This window comes from Pseudacidovorax sp. 1753 (assembly GCF_040544975.1).
Classification (GTDB): Bacteria; Pseudomonadota; Gammaproteobacteria; order Burkholderiales; family Burkholderiaceae_C; genus Xenophilus.
Window position 1 is genome coordinate 25,352 of sequence record NZ_JBEPKY010000016.1, and the last position, 14,882, is coordinate 40,233.

The 14,882-nt window shown below is 70.1% G+C and carries 13 protein-coding genes; 3 read left to right on the forward strand and 10 right to left on the reverse strand.

Going from position 1 to position 14,882, the window contains the following annotated elements; genetic code table 11:
- Positions 1-20 precede the first annotated feature (20 nt).
- From coaD to ABIC63_RS19870, 4 genes are all read right to left on the reverse strand, one after another.
- Positions 21-524 carry a pantetheine-phosphate adenylyltransferase gene (gene coaD / locus ABIC63_RS19855; RefSeq protein WP_234196954.1) on the reverse strand — a complete coding sequence of 168 codons (504 nt, stop codon included), beginning with the start codon at positions 522-524 and terminating at the stop codon, positions 21-23.
- Between the two features lie 99 nt (positions 525-623).
- Positions 624-1,250 carry a 16S rRNA (guanine(966)-N(2))-methyltransferase RsmD gene (gene rsmD / locus ABIC63_RS19860; protein ID WP_294377646.1) on the reverse strand — a complete coding sequence of 209 codons (627 nt, stop codon included), beginning with the start codon at positions 1,248-1,250 and terminating at the stop codon, positions 624-626.
- A gap of 70 nt (positions 1,251-1,320) precedes the next feature.
- A complete protein-coding gene (locus tag ABIC63_RS19865; RefSeq protein WP_502935894.1) occupies positions 1,321-2,679 on the reverse strand; it encodes a M16 family metallopeptidase in 1,359 nt (452 codons plus the stop codon).
- Entirely contained in the window at positions 2,676-4,133 is a 1,458-nt protein-coding gene (locus ABIC63_RS19870; RefSeq protein ID WP_294377650.1) for a M16 family metallopeptidase, read from the reverse strand. The genes ABIC63_RS19865 and ABIC63_RS19870 overlap by 4 nt, the downstream gene beginning before the upstream one ends.
- 30 nt (positions 4,134-4,163) lie before the next feature.
- On the opposite strand from ABIC63_RS19870, the gene ftsY reads away from it, so the two are divergent.
- Positions 4,164-5,624 carry a signal recognition particle-docking protein FtsY gene (gene ftsY / locus ABIC63_RS19875; RefSeq protein WP_354321065.1) on the forward strand — a complete coding sequence of 487 codons (1,461 nt, stop codon included), beginning with the start codon at positions 4,164-4,166 and terminating at the stop codon, positions 5,622-5,624.
- A gap of 395 nt (positions 5,625-6,019) precedes the next feature.
- Here ftsY and ABIC63_RS19880 read toward each other — a convergent pair whose 3' ends face one another.
- A complete protein-coding gene (locus tag ABIC63_RS19880) occupies positions 6,020-6,187 on the reverse strand; it encodes a hypothetical protein (protein WP_354321066.1) in 168 nt (55 codons plus the stop codon).
- 25 nt (positions 6,188-6,212) lie between these two features.
- Here ABIC63_RS19880 and ABIC63_RS19885 point away from each other — a divergent pair, with 25 nt between their 5' ends.
- Together ABIC63_RS19885 and rpoH are read left to right on the forward strand one after the other, a co-directional pair.
- On the forward strand, positions 6,213-9,311 hold the full coding sequence (locus ABIC63_RS19885) for a hypothetical protein (RefSeq protein ID WP_354321067.1): 3,099 nt from the start codon (positions 6,213-6,215) through the stop codon (positions 9,309-9,311).
- Positions 9,312-9,581: 270 nt separating this feature from the next.
- Complete coding sequence (gene rpoH, locus ABIC63_RS19890; protein ID WP_017761728.1) at positions 9,582-10,517, forward strand: RNA polymerase sigma factor RpoH; 936 nt, start codon at positions 9,582-9,584, stop codon at positions 10,515-10,517.
- 108 nt (positions 10,518-10,625) lie between these two features.
- Here rpoH and ABIC63_RS19895 read toward each other — a convergent pair whose 3' ends face one another.
- The 5 genes from ABIC63_RS19895 to ABIC63_RS19915 are packed head-to-tail and all read right to left on the reverse strand — an operon-like array spanning position 10,626 to position 14,847.
- On the reverse strand, positions 10,626-11,270 hold the full coding sequence (locus ABIC63_RS19895) for an SCO family protein (RefSeq protein WP_354321068.1): 645 nt from the start codon (positions 11,268-11,270) through the stop codon (positions 10,626-10,628).
- Positions 11,267-12,145, reverse strand: a complete 879-nt coding sequence (cyoE, locus tag ABIC63_RS19900) for a heme o synthase (protein WP_043112320.1) — start codon at positions 12,143-12,145, stop codon at positions 11,267-11,269. Before cyoE ends, ABIC63_RS19895 begins: the two co-directional genes overlap by 4 nt.
- Before the next feature lie 23 nt (positions 12,146-12,168).
- Positions 12,169-13,362, reverse strand: coding sequence for a COX15/CtaA family protein (locus tag ABIC63_RS19905; RefSeq protein WP_476346087.1), 1,194 nt, complete (start codon positions 13,360-13,362; stop codon positions 12,169-12,171).
- 5 nt (positions 13,363-13,367) lie between these two features.
- The gene (locus tag ABIC63_RS19910) at positions 13,368-14,087 is read right to left on the reverse strand and encodes a redox-active disulfide-containing membrane protein (RefSeq protein ID WP_354321069.1); all 720 of its coding nucleotides are present in this window, start codon (positions 14,085-14,087) and stop codon (positions 13,368-13,370) included.
- Positions 14,041-14,847 carry an SURF1 family protein gene (locus ABIC63_RS19915; protein ID WP_017761733.1) on the reverse strand — a complete coding sequence of 269 codons (807 nt, stop codon included), beginning with the start codon at positions 14,845-14,847 and terminating at the stop codon, positions 14,041-14,043. Before ABIC63_RS19915 ends, ABIC63_RS19910 begins: the two co-directional genes overlap by 47 nt.
- Positions 14,848-14,882 lie beyond the last annotated feature (35 nt).

A 14,882-nucleotide genomic window follows, 5' to 3' on the forward strand; every position in this document is an offset into this window, starting at 1 on the left:
CACGGGTCCGCCCACCCGCCTCATTCGCGGCCCAGGCTGCGCACCTTGGCGGCCAGCCGCTCCTGCACGTGCGGCGAGACAAACTTGTCCACCTCGCCGCCGAGCATGGCGATCTCGCGCACGAAGGTGCTGGAGATGAACTGGTACTTGTCGCTGGGCGTGAGGAAGACGGTCTCGACCTCGGGCATGAGCGAACGGTTCATGCCGGCCAGCTGGAATTCGTAATCGAAGTCAGTCACGGCGCGCAGGCCGCGCACCATGGCCTTGCCGCCGCGCTCGACCACGAAGTCGCGCAGCAGGCCCGAGAAGCTCTCGACCGTCACCCGGTCGCCAAAGGGCTCGGCCACGGCGCGGGCCATCTCGATGCGCTCGGCCAGCGAGAACAGCGCCTTCTTGTGGTGTCCGGCCGCGACGGCCACGATCACCTTCGGGAACAGCTGCGTGGCACGGCGGACCACGTCCTCATGGCCAAGCGTCATGGGGTCGAAGGTGCCGGGGTAGACGGCTATCACATCGGTCGTCATCTCTTCCTCCTGGGTCGGGGGCCGGGGGTTGTCTCGGCGCGCATTATGTACGCCACGCTGCACTGCACCATATCGCGCCCGGGTACGCGCGGACGCGCGTCAGGTCGCCGGTGCCAGGGGCTTGAGCAGGTGCGCATGCACAGCGCCTGCCTTGAGGTGGCGGAAGACGGCCAGCCCGTAAGGCGCAAGGCGCTCGTCGGTCCAGGCCTGGTCGGCCTCCAGATAGACCACGCCGTCGGGCTGCAGCGCTGCCGCCGCGGCCTTGAGTGCGCGCTCGTACAGCGCCGCCTGTTCGAAGGGCGGGTCGAGGAAGATGGCATGCCAGTGGCGCGGGCTGCTGCGCTCCAGCCAGGCGGTGCCATCGCCACGCTGCACCTGCACGGCATCGGCCTGCAGCTTGTCGCGCGTGGCCTTCATCTGCTGCAGCAGCGCGGCATCCTGCTCGCAGACCAGCACCTCGGCCGCACCGCGCGAGGCCGCCTCGAAGCCAAGCGCGCCGGTACCCGCGAAGACGTCGATGCAGCGCCAGCCCGGCAACTCCCCGCCGCTGGCACCCGCCAGGCTGGCCAGCCAGTTGAAGAGGGTCTCGCGGACCCGGTCGGGCGTGGGGCGCAGACCGGGCCGATCGGCGACGGGCAGCCGCGTGCGGCGCCACGCGCCGCCGATGATGCGGACTTCGTGGGGCCGGCCCGCACCGGCCTTCGTGGAGGACTTGCTTCGGTTCATCGGGCCGAGCTTAACGGCGCCCATGACCCGGACCGAGGACGCGGGGGCGCCGATGCGCCCCGCGCCGTGCTCAGCGCGCCTTGTCCGTGCCGCCCACGATGACCGTCACCATGCGCTGCGGCTGCAGCTTGCGCTGGAAGGCGGCGCGCACATCCTCGACGGTGACGGCGTTCACGCGTTCGCGCCAGGTGTCGAGGTAGTCCAGGGGCAGGTCGTTCCACGCGATGTTGGCCACGTTGCCCAGCAGCTTGCGGTTGCTGTCCAGCAGCAGGGGAAAGCCGCCGATCAGGTTGTCCTTGGCCGCCTGCAGTTCGGCCGCCGTCGGCCCCTCGGCGACGAACTTCGCCAGCACCTCGCGCGCCACGGCCACGGCCTGCTCGGCCTGATCTGGCCGCGTCTGGAAGCCGATGCGGAAGGCGCCCGCATGCAGCCCGGGCGAGAAGCCGCTGTAGACGCTGTAGGCCAGCCCGCGCTTCTCGCGCACCGCCTCGGTCAGGCGCGAGACGAAGCCGCCGCCGCCCAGGATGTAGTTGCCCAGCGTGAGCGCGAAGTGGTCGGCATCGGCCCGGCGGTAGCCCGGCTGGCCGATCCACACATGCACCTGCGCCGAGTCGAAGGGGATGCGCTCCAGGCGCGGCTCGGCCAGAGGCGGCACCTCGGGCACCGCGGCGAGGGCCGGGCAGCCCTGCTGCGGCAGGCGCGAGAGCAGCTGCGTCGCCAGGCGTTCCGCGCCCGGCCGGTCGATGGCACCCACCACGCTCACCTTGGCCCGGCAGGGCCGCACGAACTCGGCATGGAAGCGCCGCATGTCCTCGATGCCGATGGCCGCCAGGGTCGCCTGGGTCATCTCCTGGCCGTAGGGATGGCCGCCGTAGACATCGCGCGCGAAGGCGCGTCCGGCGACGCTGGCCGGCCGGGTGTCGGCCTCGCGCAGGCCGGCGGCGATGCGCTCGCGCTCACGGCGCCAGACCTCGTCGGGGAAGGCCGGCTCGCCGATCTCGCGCGAAGCCAGGGCCGCCGCGCGGGCCAGCAGCGCCGGATCGGCCAGGCTGCGCAGGCTGAAGCTCATGCGGTCGGCGCTGGCGCCGACGTCGAACTCGGCGCCCAGGTCGGCCCAGGCCTCGCCCAGCTGGTTCTCGTCCAGCGCGGGTTCGCTGCCGCTGGCCCGCACGCCCTTCTCGGCCATGCCGGCCGTGGCGCCCGCCAGGCCGGACTGGGCGGCGGGGTCGCGCCGGCTGCCGGCGTCGACATCAATCTGCACATCGACGATGGGCAGGGCCGGGGTGCGCGCCAGATAGACCTGCGCGCCGTTGGCCAGGCGCCAGTGTTCGATCGCCACGCCCGCCTGGGCCAGGCCGGCGGCGCCGGCCAGCACGGCCAGCAGGGCGGTGCGGCGACAGCGCCGCATCAGGACAAGAGCGCGCTTCATCGGATCTCTCCCACCGGGCCGAAGGGGCTGCGCGGCCGCTTGGCCGCCGACGACATGGGCTGCGGCCGCAGCGTGGCGACGGTCAGTTGGTCGTCCCCGAAATAGCGGCCGGCGACGGCCTGCACCTGGGCCGGCGTCACGGCCAGCAGCTTGGCCAGCATGCGGGCATCGGCGTCGAGCGGCAGGCCCTGCACCCACTGGCTGCCCAGCTCGCGCGCCTGGGCCATGACCGAGTCGCGCTTGTAGGTTTCGCTGGCGACCCACTGCGTCTTCACGCGAGCGAGTTCGGACTCGGAGACGCCTTCCTGGGCGATGCGCGCCACCTGGGCACGCAAGGCGGCCTCGACAGCCTCGGTGGTCTTGCCGGCCGCCGGAACGCCGGTCAGGTAGAAGAGCTGCGGCCCGCGGCCGTACAGGCCGTAGCCAGCGCTCACGCCGTCGGCCACGCGCTCGGGGCCGCGCACCAGGGCACGGTCCAGCCGCGAGCCGTTGTAGCCGTCCAGCACCGCCGCCAGCACCAGCAGGGCCCAGGCGTCGGAGTCCTCGTCGAGGGAATCCAGCTGCGGCACACGGAAGGCCAGCGACACATAGGCCTGCTCGGCGGGTGCCTTGAATTCGATGCGCCGGATGCCGCGCTGCGGCAGCTCGGTGTAGGGCTTGCGAACCGGCACGGCGCGCGCCGGGATGCGACCGTAGTAGCGCTCGGCCATCGCCCGCACCTTCTGCGGATCGACATCGCCAGCCACCACGATGGCCGCGTTGTCGGGCACGTACCAGCGTCGATAGAAGGCACGCACGTCGTCGGGCGTCATGGCCGACAGGTCGCTCATCCAGCCGACCACCGGCCGCCGGTAGGGCGAGGCGTCGAAGATGGCCGCGTTCTGCTGCTCGCCCAGCAGCGCGCGGGGCTGGTCTTCGGTGCGCATGCGGCGTTCTTCCTTCACCACCTCGATCTCGCGCTTGAATTCGTCGTCCGGCCACTGGTTGCTGGCGAAGCGGTCCGCCTCCAGCCGCATGGCCTCTTCCAGCCGTTCGACGGGGATCTGCTGGTAGTAGCCGGTGTAGTCGCGGGTGGTGAAGGCGTTCTCCCGCCCGCCCAGCGCCGCCACGCGGCGCGAGAACTCGCCCGGCTTGAGCTGGGCCGAGCCCTTGAACATCATGTGCTCGACCACGTGCGCGACACCGCTGGTGCCGTCCAGCTCGTCGACGGAGCCGACACGCACCCACAGCATCTGCACGGCCGTGGGGGCACGGTGGTCGGGCTGCACGATCAGCGTCAGGCCGTTGGCCAGCCGGAACTGCTGGGGCGGCTGGGCCGCCGAAGGCAATGCGGAGGGGGTGAGGGGCGCCCCTTCGGCGGGGGGCTGCTGGGCATGGACGGGCGCTGCCAGGGCAAGACAGGCCGCCAGCAGGGCCGCAGCAAGGGGCCGGCGGCTCGGCGGGGGGTGTTTCATAGAATGGCTCGGATTCTAAAAAGCGCCTGGATGTTCAGTTTTTTCAAGAAAAAGCCGCCGGCGGAGCCTGCGGCGCCGGCCGGCTCCCCGCCCTCCCCTGCACCTGCGCCGGCCCCTGAAGCCGGCGGCGGGCGCTCGGTGTTCTCGCCGTCGAGCTGGTTCGGAAACAAGCCGAGCGCGCCGACCCCGGGGCCTTCGCCCCTGCCTCCCGCCGCGGCACCGGTGGCGCCCGCGCCGACGCCGGTCGCTCCCGCATCGCCCCGCCCGTCGGTTACACCGCAGCTCCCGACCTCGACACCCAGCCCGGTGCCGATGCCTGAGGTGCCCCCCGTCCTGCCGCCGGCCCAGGCACCCGCTCCTGCCGGCCGCGACATCCCATCGGTTGCCCCGGCACTGGTGACGCCACCGACCCCACCGACCCCACTGGCTCCCACAGCGCCGCCCGCCAGTGTCGCCACGCCCGCCCCCGTGCCGGTCGCCCCGCCGACGCCCGTGGTGCGGTCGGCACCGCCCGTCGTCGCCGAGCCGGCCTCCGAGCCTTCGCGGCAGGGCTGGCTCAACCGCCTTCGCACCGGGCTCAAGAAGACCGGCAGCGGCATCCAGGCCGTGTTCGTCAATGCCCAGATCGACGACGAGCTCTACGAACAGCTGGAAGAAGCGCTGCTGATGGCCGACACCGGCATCCCGGCCGCGGAGCACATCCTGCAGGACCTGAAGGACCGCGTCTGGCGCCACAGCGCCACCACGCCGCAGGCCGTGCGCGCCCTGCTGGTGGACGCCGTGGCCGAGGTGCTCAAGCCGCTGGAAAAGCCGCTGGAAATCGGCCGCCACACGCCCACCGTGATCATGGTCGCGGGCGTCAACGGCGCGGGCAAGACCACCTCCATCGGCAAGCTCACTAAGCACCTGGCCAACGAAGGCTGCACGGTGCTGCTGGCCGCGGCCGACACCTTCCGCGCTGCCGCGCGCGAGCAGCTCGCCATCTGGGCCGACCGCAACCTGGTCGAGATCGTCAGCCAGGCGGGCGGCGACCCGTCCGCGGTGGCCTTCGACGCCGTCAACGCGGGCAAGGCGCGCGGCAAGGACGTGGTGCTGGTCGACACCGCCGGCCGCCTGCCGACGCAGTTGCACCTGATGGACGAGCTCAAGAAGATCAAGCGCGTGATCGGCAAGGCCGACACCGGCTCGGCCGACGGCGTGGCCGCCCCGCACGAGGTGCTGCTGGTCATCGATGGCAACACCGGCCAGAACGCCCTGGCCCAGGTCAAGGCTTTCGACGATGCGCTGGGCCTCACCGGTCTGGTGGTGACCAAGCTCGACGGCACGGCCAAGGGCGGCGTGCTCTGCGCCATCGCCCGCTGGGGCGAGGAACGCGCCCGGACCAAACCGGGCACGGCGCCGGTGCCGGTCTACTTCATCGGCGTGGGCGAGAAGCTCGAGGACCTCGAAACCTTCGACGCCCGTGAGTTTGCCCAGGCGCTGGTAGGCTGATTGCGCCACAGGCCCGGCGGCTCGCCATGCGCGGCCGCCGCTTCGGCGGACCGGCGCAGCTGATCGCCGGCCCGCCATGGCCCCGCCCGCAGGAAAGTCTGGCTGCGTCGAACCGCCCGTCGCGCGCGGGCCGCGGGAGGGACAAGCCCCTGCCAGCAATTGGCCGTGCCGATTCCGATTGGCCCCTGGCCTCGAATTTCAATTCCGGATTGGCCAGCAACCCGTACGCAAAAGAATTGTTTTTCCACGGTTCGGTCTATTTCTTCCGAATTGAATTTCGACGTTTCGCGCAGCCTCATGGCGCCCCTTAGACACCCGGCACGTCACCGCTTCGTTACCGCAGCCGTTACGTAACGCCCGCCGGAACATCCTGGGCAAGGACCCCGGCATCCCCCTCAAAACGCCAAAAAATCCACACTTTTGTGCGTGCCCGTGGCCGCTTTCGCTGCGGCACACGTCTTGCCCCCTGCATCCGCATCTTTCAACCAGACGCGTGGAGCAAGAGCGATGGCAACGACGACGACCGATACGGCCGGCAATTCCGGCATGGCCCCTGTACTCATGGCGCAAGCCTCATCTGCGGGCGTCATGGCCACGCCAATTCCGATGGGGGGTGGCAGCGCCAATGCCGCCGGCGGAATTGGAACGCTGACCAGCGTTTCGCCCGGCGTGATGGTGGTGCGCGATGGCGTGGACATCCCGGCGCAGGCCAACCAATTGCTACAGGCGGGTGACCGGGTCCTGGTGCCGCAGGACGGCCAGGCAGGCGTGGTGTTCAACCCGACGGGGCCGAACACCCAGCCGATCAGCGGCACCTTCGTCGGTGGCACGGACGCCACCGTGACCACCCGCGCGCTCGAAGGCGGCGGTTCCCAGCTCGATGTGGGGCTTGCCTCGGGCGACCTGCAGGTCGACTCGGGCGTCGACTCCGCCGCGCTGGCCGTGAAGAAGGGCGCGCCCCCGATGGCCGGCGGCCTCGGACTCGGCGAGTTCGCCCTGGCCGCCCTGGGCGGTGGACTGGTCCTGGGCGCACTGGCCGGCGGCGGCGACGACAACGGCACGGCCTTCCCCGTCTTCCTCACACAACCTGGCGGCACCAACCCGCCCACGACCCCGCCTGATGACGGCGACGCTGACGCTGACGCTGATGCTGATGCTGATGCCGACGCGGATGCCGATGCCGATGCCGATGCCGATGCCGATGCCGATGCCGATGCCGATGCCGATGCCGATGCCGATGCCGATGCCGACGCCGACGCCGATGCGGATGCCGACGCCGACGCCGACGCCGATGCCGATGCCGATGCCGATGCCGATGCCGATGCCGATGCCGATGCCGATGCCGATGCCGATGCCGATGCCGATGCCGACGCCGATGCCGATGCCGATGCCGATGCCGATGCCGATGCTGACGCGGATGCGGATGCGGATGCCGACGCTGACGCTGACGCCGATGCCGATGCCGATGCCGATGCCGATGCCGATGCCGATGCGGACGCAGATGCAGACGCAGACGCAGACGCAGACGCAGACGCAGACGCAGACGCAGACGCAGACGCCGATGCCCTGCTCGATCCCACCGACAGCCTCGGCGGCACCGTCGTCGGGGGCGTCTCCGATGCCCTGGGCCTGGGCGACTCGCTCAACCCCGTGGTCAGCGTCGTCGACAACGTGACCACCGTGCTGGACAACACCCTCTCGCCCCTGGTCGGCTCCGAATTCACCGCCAACGACCCCAACGCCCTCGACCCCGTCGACCAGAGCGTCGACAGCGTCACCGACGGCCTGGGCACCGTGCTCACCCCTGTCGTGGACGACCTCCTGGGCAGCGGCACCACGGGCGCCGTGCTCGGCTCCCTCGACACCCAGGTCGACTACGTCACCGATGCCGTCGTCAACCTGCTGGACAACCTCGTGAGCAGCGACGGCCCCCTGGGCGGCGTGCTCGGCGCCACCGGCCTGGACGGCGTGGTGGACGGCCTGCTCGCCGAGGACGGCGTCGTCGGCAACCTGCTGGGCGGCGTGCTCGGCGACGACGGCCTCGTCGGCGGGCTGCTGACCGAGAACGGCCTGGTGGGCGGGCTGCTGGCCGAGGATGGCCTGGTCGGCGGCCTGGTGGCCGACAACGGCCTGCTCGGTGGCGTGGTCGGCAACGGCGGCATCGTCGACGGGCTGACCGACACGCTGCTGGGCGAGGACGGTCTGATCGGCGGCTTGGTGGGGGGCACGCTCGGCGGCCCGCTGGATGCCGTGCTGGGCGACCAGGGGCTGCTGGGTGGCGTGCTGGGCGACGACGGCCTGGTCGGCGGTCTGCTGACCGAGGACGGCCTGGTGGGCGGACTGGTCGGCGAGAACGGCGTCGTGGGCGGCCTGCTGGGAGGCGAGCTCCTCGGCGGAGACCTGCTCGGCGGCGTTCTCGGTGAAGACGGCCTGCTGAGTGGCCTCACTGGTGGTGACTTGCTGGGCGGCGATCTGCTCGGTGGCGTGCTGGGTGACGATGGCCTGCTGGGAGGCCTCCTTGGCGGCCTGACCGGCGGGGGCGACGGTGGCACGGGCAACCAGCTGCTGGACCCCGCGGTGGGCGTGGTCTCCGACACCGTCGCCAGCCTGGACAGCCTGCCCCTGGTGGGCGAGCTGGGCCTGTCGGACACGCTGGCACCGGTCACGGGTCTGGTGGACAACGTCGGCGGCACGGTCAGCGGTGCGCTGTCGCCGCTGCTGGGCGACAGCTTCACGGCCAACGACCCGAACGTGCTGGACCCCGTGGATGACGTAGTGGGCACGGCCACCGGCGCGGTGGACGGCCTGGTCTCGCCGCTGAGCGAAGGGCTGCTGGGCTCGAACATCGTGCACGACGTCCTCTCCGGCGTGACGCAGCAGGTGGACTACGTGACCGACGGCGTGGCGAACATCACCGACGGTGCGTTGGGCGGCGACCTGCTGGGCGGCGTGCTCGGCAGCGACGGCCTGCTGGGTGGCGTCACTGGGGGTGACCTGCTGGGAGGTGACTTGCTCGGCGGCGTGCTGGGCCAGGACGGTCTGCTGGGTGGGCTCACCGGCGGTGACCTGCTCGGCGGCATCGCTGGCGACACCGGCATCGCGGGCGGTCTGCTCGACACCGTGGCCGGCGACGGCGGCCTGCTGGGCGGCGTGACCGGCGGCGAACTCCTGGGGGGCGATCTGGTGGGGAGTGTGCTGGGTGACGATGGCCTGCTGGGCGGCATCGCCAGCGGCAACCTGACGGGCGACGACGCCGTCGGCGGCCTGCTCGGCGAAGACGGCATCGTCGGTGGCCTGCTGGATACCGTTGCAGGCGCCGACGGCGTGCTGGGCAACGTCACGGGCGGGGATCTGCTGGACAGCGTCCTGGGTGGGAACGGGCCGGTCGGTGGTGCGCTGAGCGGGGCCAACGGCGCCAATGACCTGTTGGACAGCGTTCTGGGCGACAACGGCGCGCTGACTGGCGTGCTCGATACCGTCGCCGGAGACAGCGGGCTGCTGGGTGGCGGGCTCGCCGGCTCTGCAGGGGGCCTGCTTTCCGGTGACGGCGCGGTCGGCGGGCTGCTGGGCAGCCTGGTCGGCACCGTCGCGAGCACCACCGAGCCCGTGTCCAGCGGTACGGCCACGGGTGCGGCGAACAGCCCCGTGGGCGCCGTGTCGGGCCTGCTCCACAACCTGCTGGGTTGAGCCGGAAAGGCGCTGCGTTCCGCCCCGGCGGGAACGCAGCGCCACCAGCCAAGCTCTAACCCAGCCAGTCGGTGCTCTCCTTCGGGCGAAGCGGAGCTCATGGACTCCACCAAGGTGGGTTCAGCCCGAGCGCAGGACGCGCCGGCGTCTCGGCGGCGTCCACGTCCTACCAATAAAAACTATCGACTATGCGGGAATGATGGGAACTCACCCGGGCGTTAGCACTCAAACCCCCCGAGTGCTAATATCCTCAAGCAAGGAGTAACCCTGATGTCCAACCTGTCTGCTGTGTCTTCGCAGTCACTGGCCGTTGCCAACCCGTGGGCGATGGTGCCCCCGCTGGGCAACCTGGACGCCTACATCTCGGCGGCCAATCGCCTGCCCCTGCTCTCCCAGGAAGAAGAGCGCAACTTCGCACGCCGTCTGCGCGACGAAGGCGATCTGCAAGCCGCCGGTGCGCTGATCCTGTCGCACCTGCGCCTGGTGATCTCGATTTCCCGCCAGTACCTGGGCTATGGCCTGCCGCACGGCGACCTGATCCAGGAGGGCAACATCGGCCTGATGAAGGCCGTGCGCCGCTTCGACCCAGACCAGGGCGTTCGGCTGGTGAGCTACGCCATCCACTGGATCAAGGCTGAAATCCACGAGTACATCCTCAAGAACTGGCGCATGGTCAAGGTGGCGACCACCAAGGCCCAGCGCAAGCTGTTCTTCAACCTGCGGTCGCTCAAGCAGGGTTTCAAGGCCGAGGCGGTTGATGCCGACACGCATCGGGAAACCCTCAACAGCGAGGAGATCGGCCTGGTGGCCGAGCACCTGAACGTCAAGCGCGAAGAAGTCGTGGAGATGGAAACCCGCCTGTCGGGTGGTGACGTGATGCTGGACCCGACGCCTTCGGACGGCGACGACGAGGCCTTCGGCCCCATCGCCTATCTGGCCGACGCAACGCAAGAGCCGACGGCGCAGCTCGAGTCGCGTCAGCGCGATCGCCTGTCCACCGACGGCATTGCGACCGCGCTGGAGACGCTGGACCCGCGCAGCCGCCGCATCGTGGAAGAGCGCTGGCTCAAGGTGAATGACGACGGTTCCGGCGGCATGACGCTGCACGAGTTGGCCGCCGATTACGGCGTGTCGGCCGAGCGCATCCGCCAGATCGAGTCGGCGGCGATGAAGAAGATGAAGAAGGCGCTGGCCGAATACGCCTGAGCTTCGCCGCGCGCTACCAATGAAACCCGGCCGAGGCCGGGTTTTTCATTGGGCGTTCGCCCTCCAGCCCACCTTGCGCGCGGATGGCGCACCCGTCAACGGTCTGGCTCAGCTCGACGCCAGCAGCGTCTTGAGGTCCGAGGCCATCGCGTCGGTGCCCAGGCCGTAGCGGGCGTACAGACGCAGCCGGCCTTGCGGGTCGTAGACGAAGCTCGCGGCCGAATGGTCCATCGAATAGCTGGTGGGCGTCTTGCCCTCCACCTTCTTGTAGTAGACCTTGAAGTCCTTGGCCAGCGCGGGCAGTTGCTCCGTCGTGGGGATCAGCGCCAGGAAGCTGGGGTCGAAGGCGGTCATGTAGGCCTTCATCACCTCGGCCGTGTCGCGCTCCGGATCGACAGTGACGAACAGCACCTGCACGCGCTGGCCATCGGCACCCAGCTTCTCCCGCACCTGGAGCATCTCGCTCATGGTGGTGGGGCACACGTCGGGGCACTGTGCGTAGCCGAAGAAGAGCACCACCGCCTTGCCCTTGAAGTCCGCCATGGTGCGCTCGCGGCCGTTCATGTCGGTCAGGCGGAAGTCCTTGGCATAGTCGGCACCGGTTATGTCCACGGCCTGGAAGCTGGGCTTGGGATCGGTGCAGGCACCCAGCGCCACGGCAGCGCAGCCGGCGCCCAGCAGTTGCAGCGCGCGGCGCCGGCCCGGCAACGTATGCGCGAGCGTCGAGGAAGGCGAAGGCAGTCGGTCGGTCATAGGACGTAGTGGTCCACCAGCAATGCTGCGAACAGCACGCTCAGATGGATGAGCGAGAAGCGGAAGGTCTTGCGCGCCAGTTGGTCGGAATAGCGGCGCCACAAGGCGTAGGCATAGCCGCAGAAGCCCACGCTCACGGCAATGGCGGCCAGCAGGTAGAGCCAGCCGCTCATGCGATAGATGAACGGCATCAGGCAGGCCGCGAACAGGATCAGCGTGTAGAGCAGGATCTGCAGCCGCGTGTATTCGTTGCCGTGCGTCACCGGCAGCATCGGCAGGCCGGCGCGGCGGTAGTCCTCCACCCGGTAAAGCGCCAGCGCCCAGAAGTGCGGCGGCGTCCACAGGAAGATGATGAGGAACAGGATCAGCGCCTCCGGGTCGACGCTGCCCGTCATGGCGGCCCAGCCCAACACCGGCGGCATCGCGCCGGAGGCACCGCCGATCACGATGTTCTGCGGCGTGAGCGGCTTGAGCACCACGGTGTAGACCACGGCATAGCCCACGAAGGTGGCGAAGGTGAGCCACATCGTCAGCGGGTTGACCGCGAACCACAGGATGGCCGAGCCGAGCGCACAGAGCGCTGCAGAGAACAGAAGCGCCTGTCGGTCGGAGAGTTCACCACGGGCGGTCGGCCGCCAGGCCGTGCGCTTCATGCGGGCGTCGATGCCCTTCTCGACCAGGCAGTTGAAGGCTGCGGCCGCACCGGCGACCAGCCAGATGCCAAGGCAGGCCTCGGCCATGCGCAGCAGCTCTGCCAGCGTAGGCACCTCGGGCACGGCCAGCACCATGCCGATGAGGGCGCAGAACACGATCAGCTGCACCACGCGCGGCTTGGTGAGCGCGTAGAACTGCCGCCACACGCTGGTGGCCGGCATCTGGGCGGGATGGGCTGGCGCGCTCACGGTCGAGCCTCCTGCGGACCGAAGGCCGGACGCCGCGTCGGTGCCTGCGGCAGGCCGCCCCGTTGCACTCGGCTCTCGCACAGCGCCCAGGTCATCACCGTGGCCAGCGCGGCGGCACCGCCCGTGTGCAGCACGGCCGCAGCCAGCGGCCAGCCCAGCAGCACGTTGCCGAGACCGGTGGCCAGTTGCAGCAGAGCAAGGCCCCCGAGCCAGCGGGCCTGGGTACGCAATGCGGGAACATGACGGAGCTTGAGGAAGAGCACGATGAGAACGGCAAAGACCGCGTAAGCCATCAGTCGGTGTGTGTAGTGGATGGCCGTGAGCGAGGCGAATTCGATGGGCGCCCCGGCGGTATCCATGCCGAGGTGGCGCCAGGGCTGGAAGCCCTGGGCGAAATTCATGGTGGGCCACCAGCTGCCCTGGCACTTCGGGAACTCGGTGCAGGCGAGGACCGCATAGTTGGTGCTGACCCAGCCGCCGAGTGCGATCTGCACGACCAGCAGGCCCATGCCCAGCCACAGCCATCCGCGCAACGACGAAGTGACGGCGGCCGGCCGCCGGGCCGCAGCCGCCTGCTGGTAGCGCACGGCCTGGATGCACAGCAGCATCAGCAGCACGACGGCGCCCATCAGATGCAGCGTGACGATGGCCGGGAACAGCTTCCAGGTGACGGTGAAGGCACCGAACGCGCCCTGCAGGCACACCCACACCAGCGTGGCCGCGGGCCACAGGGGACTGAGGACCTGCGGCTCACCGCCCTGGTGAAGCCGCTGCTGCCGCCGCGCCCACCAAGTCGCCAGTGCCAACGTGACAATGAGTGCCCCGACGCCCGTGGCCAGGTAGCGGTGGACCATCTCGATCCAGGCCTTGGCATGCGTGACGGGGCCCGTCGGCTGGGCCGACTGCGCCATGGCGATCTCGTGGCGCGCGCCCAGGGGGCTGGCATTGCCGTAGCAACCCGGCCAGTCGGGGCAGCCCAAACCGGAATCGGTGAGGCGCGTGAAGGCGCCGAACAGCGTGAGGTCGAAGGTGAGGAAGAGCGTCAGCACCGTGAGCGCATGCAGGCGGCGCGCCGCGCCCGCGCCGGCGTTGCGTCGCCACACCCACAGCACCGGGCCGAGCGCCAGCAGCGCACCGCCCAGCAGAAGCAGCGCAACGGGTTCGAAGTCATAGAGGGCCTGCGTCTGCACGTCGATCACCGCCCCGGCTGGTCCCACGAACTCGACGCGCGCAGCAGGCGGTCGAGATCGCGCTTGGCCTTGGCCGCGCCCTTGAGGTCCATGCGGGCGGGAAAGCGCATCATCCAGTTGCCCATCGGGTCCACCACGTACAGGTGCTCGCCCAACGATGCGCCTGAGGCCGGCGCCAGCCACCCCCCCAACGTGTCTGCGGGCACGCGCAGCACCGTCGCACCGTCGAGCGCCGCCTTCAGCCGCTGGGGAATGGGTGCATCGTCAGACACCAGCCAGACCCGATCCACGCGGTCCTTCTCACGGCCAAGCGTCTCCCGCAACTGGCGCTGCAGGTAGAGCTGCTGCTCGCACAGTTCGTTGCACGCGCCGCCGGCCACCGCCACCAACAGCCACTGGCCCTTGAGCTGGGCGAGCGGCTGCGGGGTGCCATCGGCCGTGCGGACGTCGATCGGCGGAAGCGGCCGCTGCGGATCGATCAGCTCGCCGAATACGCTGCGGCTCTGCGGCCGGATCACGTAATAGGTGAAGTAGGAGGCGATCACCGGTGCCGCGCAGCACAGCAGAACCAGCGTCATCTGCCAACGGCCCCGCTTGCGCTGTCGGCCGGCGTCGGCGCCCACGCCCAACGCCTCGCCCGGCGAAGGCATGGAATGGACGGTCAGGCCCAGGGGCTCGTCAGCGAGAGCGGCGACGGCGGGGCGCGATGAGTTGGAACCAGACATAGAGGATGACCACCAGGGCGGCGAGCCCGAACCACTGGAAGGCGTAGCCGTAGTGCTTTTCGATGCCCAGCGCCGGTGCCGGCCACTCGCGCAGCAGGCCTTCGGAGGCGGGGCCGACCTGCTGCAGCGAAAAATCGGTGCGCAGCGGCAGCCCGGTCTCGTTGCGGAAAGTCTCCAGGTCCAGATTCTGCCGGATGCGGGCGTGGGCCACGTCTGCGGGCTTTTCGGTTCCGGGCTGCGCGGCGGACGCGGGCTGGGCCGGCGGATCGGCACCCAACTGCAGCAGCTTGGCGGGCGGCAGTTCGATGCGGGCCTCGATGTCCACCAGGCCGGCGGGTGTGTCGATCGGCGGCAGTTGCGTGCGGTCCGAAAAATTGCGCGGGACCCAGCCGCGCTGGACCATCAGCGTCTGCGTGGTGCCCTCCAGGGCGAGGGGCGTGAGCACGTAGAAGCCGGGCTGCCCGTGCATCTGGCGGTTGTCGAGGAAGACCGTCTGCGTCGGCAGCCAGAGCCCGCGCAACCGCACCTTGCGATGGAGCTCGGTGGTGGGCTGCTCCACCGCGAGGAAGTCTTCCATTGCCAAGGCGGGATACGCCTGCTGCGTCTCGATGCTGGCCTGCAGAGCCTCCTTCTGCGCGGCACGGGAAAGCTGCCAGCGGCCCAAGGCGACCGCTGTGGCCGCGACCAGCAGGGCCGCCAGGGTGATGATCCAGAAACGCACGGCAGGGTGCGCGCGCGACGAGGAAGAGGAAACCCGCATCCGGTCACGCATGGCAATGAACGCGGCCAGGGCCG